We start from the raw sequence: 16,105 nt of genomic DNA on the forward strand, positions 1-16,105 counted from the left end.
AACCACGGACACTCCCCCGGCCGGCTCCACGACGGCGACCCGACGAAGGCGACGATGACCTCCACGACCGACGACACCACCTCCGGACTCGACTGGGCGAAGCAGCGCGGAATGGGCGCCCTCGCCGAGAAGATGGGCATCGAGTGGGTGGAGTTCACCGTCGAGCGCTGCGTCGCGACGATGCCGGTCGAGGGCAACACGCAGCCGGTGGGTCTCCTCCACGGCGGCGCCTACGTCGTGCTCGGCGAGTCGCTCGGCTCGATGGCCGCGAACCTGCATGCCGGGCCCGGCCGCTTGGCCGTCGGCATCGACATCAACGCCACGCACACACGTTCGGCCACGTCCGGCCTCGTCACCGGTGTCTGCACGCCGATCCACCTCGGCCGCTCGCTCACGGTGCACGAGATCGCCGTCACCGATGAGCAGGGGCGCCGCTGCTCCACGGTGCGCATCACCAACATGATCAAGGACGCACCCGCACGCTGAACGCACTCGGGTGACCGATGGCGTCGGCGGGTTCGGCCCACCTCGGCGCGAAGGCACCGTGGCCCGGGCAGGCTCCGGGTGAGCGGGCTTCGGGCTCAGCCACCGCGGTGCTCGGCTCGCGGCGTCGGCGGGATCAGGCCGGCCGGGTGCGAGCTCGTCGGGCCAGGGCAGGCTCCGGGTTCGGGATCTTCGACGGGCTCAGCCCCCTCTCGTCGGAGGCCCCTGAGCCTGTCGAAGGGTCCGGTCCCCGCCCGAAACGAAGAAGGGATGCCACCGAAGCGGCATCCCTTCTCGGAAGCTGTCGTCAGGCCTTCTTGGGCGCCAGCTGCTCGATGATCGCCTTCGCGACGTCCTGCATGGTCAGGCGGCGGTCCATCGACGCCTTCTGGATCCAGCGGAACGCCTCGGGCTCGGACAGGCCCATCTTCTCGTTCAGCAGGCCCTTGGCGCGGTCGACGAGCTTGCGCGTCTCGAAACGCTCGACCATGTCGGCGACCTCGGCCTCGAGCGTGATGATCTGCTCGTAGCGCGCCAGGGCGATCTCGATCGCCGGCAGCAGGTCGTTCGGCGTGAAGGGCTTCACGACATAGGCCAGGGCACCGGCCTCGCTCGCGCGCTCGACGAGCTCCTTCTGGCTGAAGGCCGTCAGCAGCACGACGGGGGCGATGTGGTTCTTGCTGAGCTTCTCGGCGGCGCTGATGCCGTCCAGCTGCGGCATCTTGACGTCCATGATGACGAGGTCGGGCCGCAGCTCGGTGGCCAACTGCACGGCGGTCTCGCCGTCGCCGGCCTCGCCCACGACGTCGAACCCGTTGTCGCGGAGGATCTCGACGATGTCGAGGCGGATGAGCGACTCGTCCTCCGCGACGACGACGCGGCGGGGAGCCGCGGGGGCGCTGGCGGGAGCGGCTTCTTGATCAGTCACGGAACCATCCTACGTCTGGGGGGCTCGAAGCCCTGGATCGCACGGGGCGCTTTACGGGTACCGGTGGTGGGACTCGAACCCACACGTCTTTCGACAGAGCATTTTGAGTGCCCCGCGTCTGCCATTCCGCCACACCGGCCGGTGTTCGCGTTCCCAATCTACCGGGCGGGAACGCAGACGCGCGCCGGGCGAACCGGCGCGCGTCGTCAGGGGTCAGACCGACTGATAGCCGGGGGCCGCCCCCTGCACCGCGTCGCCCACGCGGTGAACGCGCAGGTCGTTGGTGGACCCGGCGATCCCGGGAGGGGACCCGGAGATGACAACGACCTTGTCGCCGACCTTGGCCAGGTCGTTGGCGAGCAGGTAGTCGTCGACCTGCAGGAACATCTTGTCGGTGTGGGTCACGTGCTCCACGAGCGTCGAGCGCACGCCCCACGTCAGCGCCAGGCGACGGCGGATGCCGGGCTCGGGCGTGAAGGCGATCATGGGGATCGTCGAACGCAGGCGCGACATGCGGCGCGCCGAGTCGCCGGACTCGGTGAAGACGCACAGGTACTTCGCCTCGACGAAGTCGGCGACCTCGACGGCGGCGAGGGTGATCGCCCCACCCTGCGTGCGCGGCTTGTTCGTCAGGGGCGCGATGCGCTCCAGACCGTGCTCCTCGGTCGACTCCACGATGCGGGCCATGGTCTCGACGACGACGACCGGGAAGTCTCCGACGCTCGTCTCGCCCGAGAGCATGACCGCGTCCGCGCCGTCGAGGACGGCGTTGGCGACGTCGGAGGTCTCGGCGCGCGTGGGCACCGGGTTGCTGATCATCGACTCGAGCATCTGCGTCGCGACGATGACGGGCTTGGCCATGCGGCGCGACAGCTCGACGGCCCGCTTCTGCACGATCGGCACGGCCTCCAGGGGCAGCTCCACGCCGAGGTCGCCACGGGCCACCATGATGCCGTCGAAGGCGTCGATGATCTCCTCGAGGTTGTCGACAGCCTGCGGCTTCTCGATCTTGGCGATGACGGGGATGTAGCGCCCCTCCTCGGCCATGATCTCGTGGACCCGCACGATGTCGGACGCATCGCGGACGAACGACAGGGCGATCAGGTCGGCCCCGGCCTTCAGGCCCCAGCGCAGATCGGCCTCGTCCTTCTCGCTCAGCGCGGGGACGTTGACGGCCACGCCCGGGAGGTTGATGCCCTTGTTGTTCGACACGGGGCCGCCGACGACGACCTCGGTCGTCACGACGGTGCCGTCGGTCTCGACGACGCGGACGCGGACCTTGCCGTCGTCGATGAGGAGGAAGTCGCCGGGGCGGACGTCCTGGGGCAGACCCTTGAAGGTCGTGCCGACGATCTCCTTGGTTCCGAGGATGTCCTCGGTGGTGATCTTGAAGATGTCACCGGGCAGCAGGTCGTGGGGGCCGTTCTCGAACTTGCCGAGGCGGATCTTCGGGCCCTGCAGGTCGACGAGGGCGGCGACCGGACGCCCCGCGTCCTCGGCCGCCTTGCGCACGTTGGCGAAGTTGGCATCGTGCACGGAGTAGTCTCCGTGGCTCAGGTTGAGGCGGGCGACGTCCACCCCGGCGTCGATGATGGCGCGAACCATCTCATACGACGACGTGGCGGGCCCGAGTGTTGCGACGATCTTGGCGCGTCTCATCCGTTTTCAAGCTCCGTGAGGATTTTCGGGAAGTGGCCGATCGGCCCTTGCCAGCTTAGGCGGGCAGGAGGCCGATGGCGACATCGGTCGGGCGCACCGGTGCCGGCAGCACCGTCTCGCCCATGAGGAACGTGTCGACCTCGGCGGCGGCCGCGCGGCCCTCGGCGATGGCCCACACGATGAGGGACTGACCGCGCCCGGCGTCGCCGGCGACGAACACCCCCGGGGTGGTGGTGGCGTAGGTCGCGTCGCGCTCCACGTTTCCGCGGTTCGTGAACTGCGTGTCGAGCTGGCTCTCGAGGTGCTCGCGCTCCGGGCCGGTGAAGCCCATGGCGATGAGCACCAGGTCGGCCGGGATCTCGCGCTCGGTGCCGCTCTTGGGGACGCGACGCCCGTCGACGTACTCGGTCTCGGCCACGCGCAGCGCGCGCACCTCGCCCGCGGCGTTGCCGAGGAACTCCACGGTCGAGGCCAGGAACGTGCGCTCCCCGCCCTCTTCGTGCGCCGAGGCCATCTCGAACAGGTTCGGCATCATGGGCCAGGGCTGCTCGGCCGGGCGCTCCGACGGGGGCTGCTTGCCGATCGCGAGGTTCGTCACGCTCAGCGCGCCCTGACGGTGCGCCGTGCCGATGCAGTCGGCGCCGGTGTCGCCGCCGCCGATGACGACGACGTGCTTGCCCTCGGCCGTGATCTGCTGCGGGATCTGATCGCCGGCGACGGCCTTGTTGCCCTCGACGAGGTACTCCATGGCGAAGTGCACGCCGTCGAGGTCGCGGCCGGGGATGGGCAGGTCGCGCGGCACGGTGGCGCCGGTGGCGACCACCACGGCGTCGTAGCGCGCACGGAGGTCGCTCCACGAGATGTCCTTGCCGATCTCGACGCCCGCGCGGAAGCGCGTACCTTCGGCCTGCATCTGCCGCAGGCGCAGCTCGAGGTGGCGCTTCTCCATCTTGAAGTCCGGGATGCCGTAGCGCATGAGCCCGCCGATGCGGTCGTCGCGTTCGAACACCGCCACGGTGTGACCGGCGCGCGTGAGCTGCTGGGCCGCTGCGAGGCCGGCCGGGCCCGACCCGACCACGGCGACCGTCTTACCGGTCAGGCGCTCCGGCGGCTCGGGCTCGACCCAGCCGTTCGAGAACGCCTCGTCGATGATCGAGACCTCGACCTGCTTGATCGTCACCGGAGGCTGGTTGATCCCCAGCACGCACGAGCTCTCGCACGGTGCCGGGCACAGGCGCCCGGTGAACTCCGGGAAGTTGTTGGTCGCGTGCAGCCGCTCGATCGCCGCGCGGCCCTCGCCGCGCCACGTCAGGTCGTTCCACTCGGGGATGAGGTTCCCCAGCGGGCAGCCCTTGTGGCAGAACGGGATGCCGCAATCCATGCAGCGTCCGGCCTGGCGCTTGATGACGGCCGAATCCCCCGGCTCGTACACCTCTTTCCAGTCCATGATGCGCACGGGCACCGGACGACGCTTCGGGAGCTCGCGCTCCGTGGTCTTGAGAAAACCCTTCGGGTCAGCCACCCGTCACCTCCAGAATGCGCTTCCAGACGACGTCGCCGTCGGGGTCGAGCCCCTCCGTGACCGCCTCCTGGCGGGTCTGCAGCACCGCGGCGTAGTCGCGCGGCAGCACCCGGACGAAGTTGTCCACCTCGGTCTCGAAGTCGTCGAGCAGACGACGGGCGAGGGTGGAATCGGTCTCCGCGACGTGCTTCTCGAGCAGGTCGCGCAGGATCTCGGCATCCCCGGATCCGAGTTCGCCCAGGACGAGCTCGCCGGATGCCATGGCCTCGCGGTTCACCTTGTCGCGGTCGAGGCGGTAGACGTAGGCCTGCCCGCCCGACATGCCGGCGCCGAGGTTGCGACCCGTGGCGCCGAGGATCACGGCCAGGCCACCGGTCATGTACTCCAGCGCGTGGTCGCCCACGCCCTCGACCACCGCAGTGGCACCGGAGTTGCGCACGAGGAAGCGCTCGCCCACGACGCCGCCGAGGAACATCTGCCCCTGGGTGGCTCCGTAGCCGATGACGTTGCCGGCGATGACGTTCTCGGATGCCGGGAACGTCGACCCGCGCGGGGGACGCACCACGATGGTGCCGCCCGACAAGCCCTTGCCGACGTAGTCGTTCGAGTCGCCCTCGAGGCGCAGCGTGATGCCGGCCGGCATGAACGCGCCGAACGACTGACCGGCGGAACCGGTCAGGCGCACGTCGATCGAGTTCTCGGGCAGGCCGTGCTCGCCCCGCGCCTTGGTGACGTGGTGGCCGAGCATCGTCCCCACCGCGCGGGCGGTGTTGCGGATCGGCAGGTCGATGGTCAGCTGGCCGCCGTGCGCGATCACGTCCTGCGCGCGTTCGATCAGCTGCACGTCGAAGTGCTCGTCGAGCTCGTGGTTCTGGCTGCGGCCGTGTCGGCGCGGCTCGTCGTCGGCGAAACGGGGGCCCTCGAGGATCGGCGCGAGGTTGAGGCCTCGTGCCTTCCAGTGCTGGATCGCCTCATTGGCATCCAGCAACTCGGAGCGTCCGACGATCTCGTCGATCGAGCGGTAGCCCAGGGCTGCGAGGTACTCGCGCACCTCCTGCGCGATGAACTCCATGAAGTTCACGATGTACTCGGCCTTGCCGGTGAAGCGCGAACGCAGAACCGGGTTCTGCGTGGCGACACCCACCGGGCACGTGTCGAGGTGGCAGACGCGCATCATGATGCAGCCCGAGACCACCAGCGGGGCGGTCGCGAAGCCGAACTCCTCGGCGCCGAGCAGTGCGCCGATGATGACGTCGCGGCCGGTCTTCATCTGACCGTCGACCTGCACCACGACGCGGTCGCGCATGCCGTTGAGCATGAGCGTCTGCTGCGTCTCGGCGAGGCCCAGCTCCCACGGCGTGCCGGCGTGCTTGAGCGAGTTCATCGGGCTCGCGCCCGTGCCGCCGTCTTGACCGGACACCAGGATGACATCGCTCAGCGCTTTGGCCACACCGGCCGCGACCGCGCCGATGCCCGACTGGCTGACGAGCTTGGTGTGGATCCGGGCCTTGGGGTTGGCGCGCTTGAGGTCGAAGATCAGCTGCTTGAGGTCTTCGATCGAGTAGATGTCGTGGTGCGGCGGCGGCGAGATGAGCCCGACGCCCGCGGTCGCGTGACGCGTGCGCGCCACCCACGGGTACACCTTGGTCGGCGGCAGCTGACCGCCCTCGCCGGGCTTGGCGCCCTGGGCGAGCTTGATCTGGATGTCGTCGGCCTCGGTGAGGTACAGGCTCGTGACGCCGAAGCGACCGGATGCCACCTGCTTGATGGCGCTGCGACGCGTGGGGTCGAGAAGACGGTCGACGTCTTCGCCGCCCTCACCGGTGTTGCTCTTGCCGCCGATCTGGTTCATCGCCACGGCGAGAACCTCGTGCGCCTCCTGCGAGATCGAGCCGTAGCTCATCGCGCCGGTCGAGAAGCGCTTGACGATCGCCGAGACGGGCTCGACCTCGTCGATCGGCACCGCGGGACGCAGACCCGTGCGCAGGCCGAAGAGGCCGCGGAGCGTCTTCAGCTCGTGCGCCTGATCGTCGATCAGCTGCGTGTACTCGCGGAAGATGTCGTAGCGGCGCTCGCGCGTGGCGTGCTGCAGGCGGAACACCGTGTCGGGGTTGAACAGGTGCGGGGCGCCGTCTCGGCGCCACTGGTACTCGCCGCCCGTCCAGAGGCGCTCGTGCGCCCGGGCTGCGGCATCCTCGGGGTAGGCGTACTCGTGGCGCGCGGCGTTCTCGGCCGCGATGACGTCGAGGCCCACACCGCCGAGCTTGCTCTCGGTGCCGGTGAAGTACGCGTCGACGAACTCGCGCGACAGGCCGACGGCTTCGAACACCTGGGCGCCGGCGTACGACGACACCGTGGAGATGCCCATCTTCGACATGATCTTCAGCACGCCCTTGCCGAGCGCGTAGATCAGGTTCTTGACCGCCTTCTCGGGGGTGACGCCGGTGATGAAGCCCGCACGGACGAGGTACTCCACGGTCTCCATGGCGAGGTACGGGTTGACCGCCGACGCGCCGTAGCCGATCAGCGTCGCCACGTGATGCACCTCGCGCACGTCACCGGCCTCGACTACGAGACCCACCTTCATGCGGGTCTCTTTGCGGATGAGGTGGTGGTGCACGGCGGCGATCATGAGCAGCGACGGGATGGGCGCCAGGTCTTTGTTCGAGTCGCGGTCGCTGAGCACGATGAACTCGGCACCGTCTTCGATGGCCGCGTCGACCTCGGAGCACATCTGCGTGAGGCGCTTCTGAAGCCCCTTGTGTCCGGCCTCCACGCGGTAGAGACCGCGGATCGTCACCGACGACCGACCCGGGAGGGCGGTGTCGATGTGCTGGATCTTGGCGAGCTCGTCGTTGTCGATCACCGGGAAGTCGAGCGTCACGGTGCGGGTGTGGTCGGGTCCCCAGTCGAGCAGGTTCCGCTCGGGTCCGAGCCCCAGCGACAGCGAGGTGACGACCTCTTCGCGGATCGAGTCCAGCGGTGGGTTGGTGACCTGCGCGAACTGCTGCGAGAAGTAGTCGAACAGCAGGCGCGGGCGGTCGCTGAGCACGGCGACGGGCGCGTCGCTGCCCATGGCGCCGAGCGGCTCTGCGCCGCCCTGACCCATCGGGGTGAGCAGGATGCGCACCTCTTCTTCGGTGTAGCCGAAGGTGCGCTGGCGCCGCGTGATCGAGGCGATCGGGTGCACGATGTGCTCGCGCTCGGGCAGCTCGCTGAGCTTGACGCGGCCCTTGTCGAGCCACTCCTGCCAGGGCTGCGCCGCCGCGAGGCCGGCCTTGATCTCTTCGTCCTCGACGATGCGACCCTCGGCGGTGTCGACGAGGAACATCCGGCCGGGCTGCAGGCGGCCGCGGCGCTTGATGCGCTCGGGCGCGAAGTCGAGCACGCCGGTCTCGGAGCCGATGACGACGAGGCCGTCGGTGGTCTCGGTCCACCGGCCGGGGCGCAGGCCGTTGCGGTCGAGGGTGGCGCCGACGAGCGTGCCGTCGGTGAAGATGAGGGCGGCAGGGCCGTCCCAGGGCTCCATCTGCATGGAGTGGTAGTCGTAGAACGCCCGCAGGTCGGGGTCGATCGACGCCTGCTTCTCGTACGCCTCGGGAACCATCATGAGGATGGCGTGCGGCAGGCTCCGCCCGGTGAGCGTCAGCAGCTCGAGCACCTCGTCGAAGGATGCCGAGTCGCTCGCGCCCTCGGTGCAGATCGGCAGCAGCGGACGCACGTCGCCGATGAGCTCGGACTCCAGCTGCGACTGACGAGCCCGCATCCAGTTGCGGTTGCCCTTGACGGTGTTGATCTCGCCGTTGTGCGCGAGCATGCGCAGGGGCTGCGCGAGCGGCCACGACGGGAACGTGTTGGTCGAGTAGCGCGAGTGCACGACGGCCAGCTCGGACGCGAACCGCTCGTCCTGCAGGTCGGGGTAGAACGGCTCGAGCTGGAGCGTCGTCACCATGCCCTTGTAGCCGAGCGTGCGGCTGGACAGCGACACGAAGTAGGCCTCGAGCTCGCGGCGCGCGCGCTTGCGCAGCCGGTACACCCGGCGGTCGAGTGCGATGCCCGACAGCGCGGGTTGCTCGCCCACGGCGGGGCGCGAGACGAAGAGCTGCTCGAAGGCGGGCCGCGCGTCGTACGCGAGCTTGCCGAGGTTCTCGGGCTCGACGGGGACCTCACGCCATCCGAGCACCTCGAGGTTCTCGTGACGGGCGATCTCTTCGATCCCCGCCTTCATGGCGGAACGCTCGTCGTGACCGAGCGGCAGGAACACCATGCCGGCGGCGTACTCCCCCACCGGCGGCAGGTCGAAGTCGACGACCGCGCGCAGGAACGCGTCGGGCATCTGCGTGAGGATGCCGGCGCCGTCACCGGTACCCGCGTCGGAGCCGATGGCACCGCGGTGCTCGAGGTTGCGCAGCGCCGTCAGCGCCAGATCGATGATGTCGTGACCGGCTTCGCCGCGGAGAGTGGCGACCATGGCGAGGCCACAGGCGTCCTTCTCGAACGACGGGTCATACATTCCCTGTCGGGCCGGGAACGAGCCTCCGACAGTGTCGGAACGCAGGCTGGAAGCCATATCAACCGTCCTCATGTTGATGCTTCGGATGGGACGACGTCGGCCCAGGAGATTAGTTCGTGGCGGGGCTGCTTGTGGCGCTCGTGCCGACAGTGGCGTTCGTCGCGGGCGGCTCACTCACATCGACGAAGTCAGAGGGGTCGCCTGAGTCTACAGCCCGCGGAGCCTTGGACTCGCGCCCGGGCGCATACGGCGAGGGCTCGAGACCGTGGTGGCGACGCGATTGGACGACGAAGATGACGATGCCGAGCACGACGCCGAAGATCGCAGCCCACACGTTCGTGCGGAGACCGAGAATGATGTCGCTGGGGTCGACACGGATGGATTCCCAGACGATACGGCCCGCGGAGTACCACACGAGGTAGATCGCGAACTGCTTGCCCCACTGCAGGGTGAAGCGCGAGCCGGCCCACAGGATGACGGCCGCACCGAGCAGATTCCAGATGACCTCGTACAGGAAAGTCGGCTGGAAAAGCGTGCCCGATGGCAGTCCGACGGGGATGGCCGGGTTGCCCGAGGCGATCTCCAGGCCCCAGGGCAGGTCGGTGGGCTGACCGAACAGCTCCTGGTTGAACCAGTTGCCGAAGCGGCCGAGGGCCTGGGCGATGATGAGGCCGGGGGCCACGGCATCCGCGAAGGTCCAGAAGCGGATGCCGGTCCACTTGCAGCCCAGGATGGCGCCGATCGCGCCACCGATCAGGGCGCCGTAGATGGCGATGCCGCCCTCCCAGACCGCCCACACCGAGCCCGGCTGGGTGATGTTCCACGGGTTGGAGCCCGGCCCGAAGTAGAAGCCGAGGTGCGTGACCACGTGGTAGATGCGCGCCACGATGATGGCGATCGGGATGGCCAGCAGGCAGATGTCGATGACGACCCACTTCTCGGCTCCTCGACGCGTCAGACGCGCGTTGGTGAGGAAGACCGCCACGATGATGCCCGCGATGATGCAGAGGGCATAGAAGTGGATGCGGAGGGGACCCAGGTCGACGTACGAGATCGTCGGGCTCGGGATGCTGGCGAGCACGCCGGAGGCGGCGCTCGAGAGGGCGAACGTCATGCGAAAGAGTCTAGGCGCGCCGCGCGGTACCGGCGGACAGCTCCCGGGCGAGGGTCGACAGGGCGTCGACGCCGCCGTCGCGGAGCGCCTTGACCAGCGCCGTGCCCACGATCGCGCCGTCGGCGTACTCGGCGACGCCCGCGACCTGCTCGGCATTGGAGATGCCGATGCCCACGCACGCGTGCGTGGCTCCGAACGCGCGCAGACGCTCGACGAGGGCGCGAGCCGCGGCATCCAGGGACGCCCGCTCCCCCGTGATGCCCATCGTCGACACCGTGTAGACGAATCCCGTCGACGCGTCGACGATCATGCGCAGCCGCTCGTCGCTCGAGGTCGGGGCGGCGAGGAAGACGCGATCCAGGCCCGTGCGCTCGCTCGCGGCGATCCACGCCTCACCAGCGTCGGGGGTGATGTCGGGCGTGATGAGGCCGGCTCCGCCCGCCGCGACGAGCTCGTCGGCGTAGCGGTCGACGCCGTACTGCTCCACGAGGTTCCAGTACGTCATGACGAGGATCGGCACGTCGGTGCGCGCGGTGACCTCGCGGATGATGGTGAACAGGTCGCGCATGCGGAAGCCGTTCGCGAGCGCCGTCTGCGTGGCCTCCTGGATGACGAGGCCGTCCATGACGGGGTCGCTGTACGGCGGGCCGAGCTCGATCACGTCGGCGCCCGCCTCGGCGAGGCCGACGATCGCCTCGACGCTGGTGGCGACGTCGGGGTATCCGGCCGGCAGGTAGCCGACGAATGCGCTGCGACCGGCCTCGTGGGCGGCGTCGATGGCGGCGGAGACGCGCGAACTCACAGCTCGACCCCCGCACCGCTCGCGGCGTCGGGAGCAGGTGTCACATCGACGGGTGACCCGGGGGCGGATGCCACGGCCTCCGCCGCGCGCGTCTGCACGCGGCCATCGGGCTGCTCGGGCGCGTGCTGGGCGTCGTACAGGTCGAAGTACCGCGCGGCGGTGTCCATGTCTTTGTCGCCGCGACCGGACAGGCAGATCGCGATGACGGCATCCGAGCCGAGCTCGCGACCGACGCGGAGCGCTCCGGCCAGGGCGTGCGCCGACTCGATCGCGGGGATGATGCCCTCGGTGCGCGAGAGCAGTCGCAGCGCCTGCATCGCCTCGTCGTCGGTCGCGGGGATGTACTGCGCGCGGCCGATGTCGGCGAGCCACGCGTGCTCGGGGCCGACGCCCGGGTAGTCGAGGCCGGCCGAGATCGAGTGGGACTCGATCGTCTGGCCGTCTTCGTCCTGCAGCACGTAGGTGCGCGCGCCGTGCAGCACGCCCGGGCGACCCCGTTCGATGGACGCGGCGTGCTGGGGCGTGTCGACCCCGTCACCGGCCGCCTCGACGCCGTACAGGGCGACATCGGGGTCGTCGAGGAAGGCGTCGAACATGCCGATGGCGTTGGAGCCGCCGCCGACGCAGGCGAACACGGCATCCGGAAGCCGACCGAGGCGCTCGAGGAACTCGGCGCGCGTCTCTTCGCCGATGATCTTCTGGAAGTCGCGCACCATCGCCGGGAACGGGTGGGGACCGGCGGCCGTACCGAAGATGTAGTTGGTCGTCTCGACCGAGGCGACCCAGTCGCGGTACGCCTCGTTGATCGCGTCTTTCAGCGTGCGCGAACCGGTCGTGACGGGCACGACCTCGGCGCCGAGCAGTCGCATGCGGGCGACGTTGAGGGCCTGTCGCTCGGTGTCGACCTCGCCCATGTAGATGACGCAGTCGAGGCCGAACAGCGCGGCCGCGGTGGCCGTGGCGACACCGTGCTGGCCGGCGCCGGTCTCGGCGATGACGCGGGTCTTGCCGAGGCGCTTGGTGAGCAGCGCCTGGCCGAGCACGTTGTTGATCTTGTGCGAACCGGTGTGGTTGAGATCTTCGCGCTTGAGGTACACGCGGGCGCCCCCGGCGTGCTCGGCGAAGCGCGGCACCTCGGTGAGCACCGACGGGCGCCCCGCATAGTCGTGCAGCAGCGCGGTGAGCTCGGCGTGGAACGCGGGGTCGGCCATCGCCGACTCGTACACCGCGGTCAGTTCGTCGATCGCCGCGATGAGCGACTCGGGCATGTACCGACCGCCGAAGGCGCCGAAGAACGGGCCCTTCTGGTCGCGCAGGCTCTGGGTGGGAGCGGTGGTCATGTCGTCTCCTGGAGGAAAGCGCGGAGCGTTGCGACGGGATCACCGGTGACGAGCGCCTCGCCGACGAGCACGACGTCGGCGCCGGCGGCGCGGTAGTGCGCGACGTCGGCGGGGGTCAGCACCGCCGATTCGGCGATCTTGACCGCGTCCGCGGGGAAGCGATCGGCGAGCGACCCGAACAGGTCGCGGTCGAGTTCGAACGTCGACAGGTTCCGGGCGTTGACGCCGATGAGCTTCGCGCCGATGTCGGCGGCACGTTCGAGCTCGTCGGCGGAGTGCGTCTCGACGAGGGCGGTCATGCCCAGCTCGCCGGTGAGGGTGTACAGCTCGCTCAGTGTCTTCTGGTCGAGCGCGGCGACGATGAGCAGCACCAGGTCGGCACCCGACGCGCGGGCCTCGAGCACCTGGTACGGCGTCGCGAGGAAGTCCTTGCGCAGCACGGGAACCGACACGGAGGCACGGACGGCCTCGAGATCGGCGAGACTGCCCTTGAACTTGCGGCCCTCGGTGAGCACCGAGATGGCCGACGCGCCGCCCTCCTCGTACAGGCGCGCCTGCAGAGCGGGGTCGGGGATACTCGCCAGATCGCCGCGCGAGGGGCTCGCGCGCTTGACCTCGGCGATGATCTTCACCCGGTCGGCGGGGGCCAGTGCGGCCAGCGCATCGCGCGCGGGCGTCTGCGCGAGCGCGTCGCGCTCGACGTCGGCGGGAGAGCGCGACGCGGCGCGCTGCTCGGCATCTTCCACCGCTCCGGCCGTGAGATCGGCCAGCACGATCAGTGCGCCTTCGGGTTGGACTTCGCGCCGTTCGCGCCGTAACCGGCCTTGGTCATGACCCAGCCGACGATCGCACCCACGACGAGCAGGCCCACCGATGCCCACACGAGCACGGGCATGTCGAGCCAGAAGAACAGCGTGCCGAGCGTGAACGCGACGAGCATGATGATCACGGCCGTCCAGGCGGCGGGCGAGTGTCCGTGGCCGGGATCGCCGATGGGGTTGCTCATGGGGCTCCTTAGAGTCGCGCGCGGGCGCGGGGAAAAGCGTCGACCCAGTCTATCGAAGCGCGGGGCGCCTCCCGGTTGCGTTCGTCTCGATGTCGCGTTGACTCGCGTCGACGACGCTCGCAGCACCGGCTCCCGCTCCGCGGCCGGCGTGCGCGAATCGTCTCACGCGCGGAAGCCGTACGGGGCGCGTGACGCCGGTGCTCAGGCCGTGGGGTCGTCCCCGCGGGACAGGTCGTCCCACGAGTCGATCGGGTCGTGCGGGCGACCGGCGTCGCCCCCGGCCTCGGCGGCGGTGCGGTACTTGCGGCCGGCGCCGGAGGCCCAACGCCGTGCCGTGAGGATGGTGAAGACGGATGCCGCGGCCAGCACGACCTGGGCCAGCAGCGTCACCGCGGGCCAGGGGGTCAGCGACAGGTCGGAGACGAGGGAGGCGACGGCATCCGTTCCCGAGATGCCCGTGGCGTCGGTGACGGTGGACGCGGTCGCGGAGACGGGCGTGACGAAGAGCAGCTGAGCGGTGCCGATGCCCACCAGCGCGGCGATGAGCGCGCCCAACACGCCGAAGACGTAGCGCAGCACCGGACCGACGATCGACAGAGCCGCGCCCAGGGCGAGGGCGGCCAGGCTCAGCGGGGTGAGCACGGGCAGCGCCTCGGCGCCCGGGACGGCCAGCGTCTGTTGTGCGCCGTCGTCGAGGGTGACGTCGATCCACGTCTGGGTCGAGGCGATGACGCCGATCGCGCCGGCCAGGAGCATCGCGTGCACCGCCGTGGAGCGGGCGCGACGCATCAGTGCTCTCCTACGACCGGGTGCAGATCGTCCGCGTCGAAGCAGGTGCGATCGCCGGTGTGGCACGCGGCACCGACCTGGTCGACCTCGATGAGCAGGCTGTCGCCGTCGCAGTCGAGGCGGGCGCCCTTCACGAGCTGGATGTGCCCCGACGTGTCGCCCTTGCGCCAGTACTCCTTGCGCGAACGCGACCAGAACGTCACGCGGCCGGAAGAGAGCGTGCGGCGGAGGGCCTCGGCATCCATCCATCCGACCATCAGCACCTCGCGCGAGTCGAACTGTTGGATGACGGCGGTCACGAGCCCGTGGGCGTCGTACTTGACGCGGTCGACGCTCATCGGCGCACCTCGATCCCCTCGGCGGCCATTGCGTCCTTGACCTGTCCGACCGTGAGCTGGCCGGAGTGGAAGACGGATGCCGCGAGCACGGCGTCGGCGCCGGCCTGCACGGCCGGGGCGAAGTGCTCGAGCGCCCCCGCTCCGCCCGACGCGATGACGGGCACCGCGGCGACCTGGCGCATGAGACGGACGAGCTCGAGGTCGAAACCCTGCTTGGTGCCGTCGGCGTCGATCGAGTTCACCAGCAGCTCGCCCGCGCCGCGCTCGACGGCCTCGTGGGCCCAGTCGAGGGCGTCGAGGGTGGTCTCGGTGCGGCCGCCGTGCGTGGTCACGACGAAGCCGGAGGGGGTGGATGCCGCCCGCTTCACGTCGAGCGAGAGCACGATCACCTGTGCGCCGAAGCGGTCGGCGATCTCGTCGATCAGGGCCGGGCGCGCGATGGCGGCGGAGTTGACGCCGATCTTGTCGGCGCCGACGGCGAGCAGACGGGCGACGTCTTCGGCCGAGCGCACTCCCCCGCCGACGGTGAGGGGGATGAAGACCTGCTCCGCGGTGCGGCGCACGACGTCGTAGGTGGTCGAGCGCTCGTCGACCGTCGCCGTGACGTCGAGGAACGTGACCTCGTCGGCGCCCTGTTCGAAATAGAGCTTCGCGAGTTCGACGGGGTCGCCCATGTCGCGGAGGTCGAGGAAGTTCACGCCCTTCACGACGCGGCCGGCCGCGACGTCGAGGCACGGGATGACGCGACGCGCGAGGGTCATCAGAGCCTCGCGGCGAGGATCTCGGTGACGAGGATCGCGCGCGCACCGATCGCGTACAGCTCGTCCATGACGCGGTTGACGTCGCGGCGCGGGCTCATGACGCGCACGGCCACCCATTCCGGGTCGCGCAGCGGCGAGATCGTCGGCGACTCCAGGCCGGGCGCCACGGCGATCGCCTGGTCGATGAGCGCCGTGGGCAGGTCGTAGTCGATCAGCACGTACTTGCGCGCGGCGAGCACGCCCCGAAGGCGCCGGAGCAGCGTCTCGGTGCCCTCGACGTCGTTCGGGCCCGCGATGAGCACGGCGTCGCTCTCGAGCAGGACGGGCCCGAAGATCTCGAGCCCCGCCTGGCGGAGGGTCGTGCCGGTGGAGACGACGTCGGCGACGGCATCCGCCACTCCGAGCTGCACGGCGGACTCGACCGCGCCGTCGAGCGGCACGATGTCGACGGCGACGCCGCGCTCGTCGAGGAAGGCGTCGACGAGGCCCGGGTAGGCGGTGGCGACACGCAGGCCCTGGAGGTCTTCGACGTCGCTGAAGCGGCCGGGGCGTCCGGCGAAGCGGAACGTGGAGCCGGCGAAGCCGAGCGACTCGACCTCGCGGGCGCCGGGCATGCGGGCGTCCAGCAGCAGGTCGCGGCCGGTGATGCCCACATCGAGCGCTCCGGAGCCGACGTAGGTGGCGATGTCGCGGGGGCGGAGGTAGAAGAACTCGACCTCGTTGACGGGGTCGACGGTGTACAGGTCTTTCGAGTCGCGTCGTCCGGTGTAACCGGCCTCCGAGAGCATCTCGGCGGCGGTCTCGGCGAGCGACCCCTTGTTCGGCACGGCGATGCGCAGCATGACGGGGG

At 69.9% G+C, this 16,105-nt stretch carries 14 protein-coding genes and 1 tRNA gene; 1 reads left to right on the forward strand and 14 read right to left on the reverse strand.

Annotated elements, in window-relative coordinates; genetic code table 11:
* The first annotated feature begins 54 nt into the window (after positions 1 to 54).
* The gene (locus QE392_RS11080) at positions 55 to 486 is read left to right on the forward strand and encodes a hotdog fold thioesterase (RefSeq protein ID WP_307451651.1); all 432 of its coding nucleotides are present in this window, start codon (positions 55 to 57) and stop codon (positions 484 to 486) included.
* A gap of 304 nt (positions 487 to 790) precedes the next feature.
* Here QE392_RS11080 and QE392_RS11085 read toward each other — a convergent pair whose 3' ends face one another.
* The 14 genes from QE392_RS11085 to hisG all read right to left on the reverse strand — a co-directional run bounded on the left by QE392_RS11085 (position 791) and on the right by hisG (position 16,097).
* A complete protein-coding gene (locus QE392_RS11085; RefSeq protein ID WP_307451652.1) occupies positions 791 to 1,411 on the reverse strand; it encodes an ANTAR domain-containing response regulator in 621 nt (206 codons plus the stop codon).
* Between the two features lie 58 nt (positions 1,412 to 1,469).
* Positions 1,470 to 1,550 (reverse strand) — tRNA-Leu (locus QE392_RS11090).
* Between the two features lie 74 nt (positions 1,551 to 1,624).
* Positions 1,625 to 3,070 carry a pyruvate kinase gene (pyk, locus tag QE392_RS11095; RefSeq protein ID WP_307451653.1) on the reverse strand — a complete coding sequence of 482 codons (1,446 nt, stop codon included), beginning with the start codon at positions 3,068 to 3,070 and terminating at the stop codon, positions 1,625 to 1,627.
* 55 nt (positions 3,071 to 3,125) lie between these two features.
* Complete coding sequence (locus QE392_RS11100; protein WP_307451655.1) at positions 3,126 to 4,592, reverse strand: glutamate synthase subunit beta; 1,467 nt, start codon at positions 4,590 to 4,592, stop codon at positions 3,126 to 3,128.
* Positions 4,585 to 9,162 (reverse strand): glutamate synthase large subunit, encoded by a 4,578-nt coding sequence (gene gltB, locus QE392_RS11105; RefSeq protein ID WP_307451657.1) that lies wholly within the window; start codon positions 9,160 to 9,162, stop codon positions 4,585 to 4,587. Before gltB ends, QE392_RS11100 begins: the two co-directional genes overlap by 8 nt.
* Positions 9,163 to 9,214: 52 nt before the next feature.
* Entirely contained in the window at positions 9,215 to 10,219 is a 1,005-nt protein-coding gene (gene lgt / locus QE392_RS11110; protein WP_307451659.1) for a prolipoprotein diacylglyceryl transferase, read from the reverse strand.
* 10 nt (positions 10,220 to 10,229) lie between these two features.
* Positions 10,230 to 11,021, reverse strand: a complete 792-nt coding sequence (trpA, locus tag QE392_RS11115; RefSeq protein ID WP_307451661.1) for a tryptophan synthase subunit alpha — start codon at positions 11,019 to 11,021, stop codon at positions 10,230 to 10,232.
* Positions 11,018 to 12,361, reverse strand: a complete 1,344-nt coding sequence (trpB, locus tag QE392_RS11120; protein ID WP_307451664.1) for a tryptophan synthase subunit beta — start codon at positions 12,359 to 12,361, stop codon at positions 11,018 to 11,020. Before trpB ends, trpA begins: the two co-directional genes overlap by 4 nt.
* Positions 12,358 to 13,134, reverse strand: a complete 777-nt coding sequence (trpC, locus tag QE392_RS11125) for an indole-3-glycerol phosphate synthase TrpC (protein ID WP_307451667.1) — start codon at positions 13,132 to 13,134, stop codon at positions 12,358 to 12,360. The genes trpB and trpC overlap by 4 nt, the downstream gene beginning before the upstream one ends.
* 2 nt (positions 13,135 to 13,136) lie before the next feature.
* Positions 13,137 to 13,367, reverse strand: coding sequence for a DUF6704 family protein (locus tag QE392_RS11130; protein ID WP_307451669.1), 231 nt, complete (start codon positions 13,365 to 13,367; stop codon positions 13,137 to 13,139).
* A 201-nt stretch (positions 13,368 to 13,568) separates the two neighbouring features.
* The gene (locus QE392_RS11135; RefSeq protein ID WP_307451671.1) at positions 13,569 to 14,156 is read right to left on the reverse strand and encodes a Trp biosynthesis-associated membrane protein; all 588 of its coding nucleotides are present in this window, start codon (positions 14,154 to 14,156) and stop codon (positions 13,569 to 13,571) included.
* A complete protein-coding gene (gene hisI / locus QE392_RS11140; RefSeq protein WP_307451673.1) occupies positions 14,156 to 14,494 on the reverse strand; it encodes a phosphoribosyl-AMP cyclohydrolase in 339 nt (112 codons plus the stop codon). The genes QE392_RS11135 and hisI overlap by 1 nt, the downstream gene beginning before the upstream one ends.
* The gene (hisF, locus tag QE392_RS11145; protein ID WP_307451675.1) at positions 14,491 to 15,255 is read right to left on the reverse strand and encodes an imidazole glycerol phosphate synthase subunit HisF; all 765 of its coding nucleotides are present in this window, start codon (positions 15,253 to 15,255) and stop codon (positions 14,491 to 14,493) included. The genes hisI and hisF overlap by 4 nt, the downstream gene beginning before the upstream one ends.
* Entirely contained in the window at positions 15,255 to 16,097 is an 843-nt protein-coding gene (hisG, locus tag QE392_RS11150; protein ID WP_307451677.1) for an ATP phosphoribosyltransferase, read from the reverse strand. Before hisG ends, hisF begins: the two co-directional genes overlap by 1 nt.
* Between the last annotated feature and the right edge of the window lie 8 nt (positions 16,098 to 16,105).

It is taken from the genome of Microbacterium proteolyticum, assembly GCF_030818075.1.
GTDB classification, from domain to species: domain Bacteria; phylum Actinomycetota; class Actinomycetes; order Actinomycetales; family Microbacteriaceae; genus Microbacterium; species Microbacterium proteolyticum_A.

Excerpts from the sequence above, each read along its gene's own strand:
- QE392_RS11080 (WP_307451651.1), top strand. The coding sequence starts at position 55 with ATGACCTCCACGACCGACGACACCACCTCCGGACTCGACTGGGCGAAG.
- pyk (WP_307451653.1), bottom strand. The coding sequence starts at position 3,070 with ATGAGACGCGCCAAGATCGTCGCAACACTCGGGCCCGCCACGTCGTCG.
- gltB (WP_307451657.1), bottom strand. The coding sequence starts at position 9,162 with ATGGCTTCCAGCCTGCGTTCCGACACTGTCGGAGGCTCGTTCCCGGCC.
- lgt (WP_307451659.1), bottom strand. The coding sequence starts at position 10,219 with ATGACGTTCGCCCTCTCGAGCGCCGCCTCCGGCGTGCTCGCCAGCATC.
- trpB (WP_307451664.1), bottom strand. The coding sequence starts at position 12,361 with ATGACCACCGCTCCCACCCAGAGCCTGCGCGACCAGAAGGGCCCGTTC.
- QE392_RS11130 (WP_307451669.1), bottom strand. The coding sequence starts at position 13,367 with ATGAGCAACCCCATCGGCGATCCCGGCCACGGACACTCGCCCGCCGCC.
- QE392_RS11135 (WP_307451671.1), bottom strand. The coding sequence starts at position 14,156 with ATGCGTCGCGCCCGCTCCACGGCGGTGCACGCGATGCTCCTGGCCGGC.
- hisI (WP_307451673.1), bottom strand. The coding sequence starts at position 14,494 with ATGAGCGTCGACCGCGTCAAGTACGACGCCCACGGGCTCGTGACCGCC.
- hisF (WP_307451675.1), bottom strand. The coding sequence starts at position 15,255 with ATGACCCTCGCGCGTCGCGTCATCCCGTGCCTCGACGTCGCGGCCGGC.
- hisG (WP_307451677.1), bottom strand. The coding sequence starts at position 16,097 with ATGCTGCGCATCGCCGTGCCGAACAAGGGGTCGCTCGCCGAGACCGCC.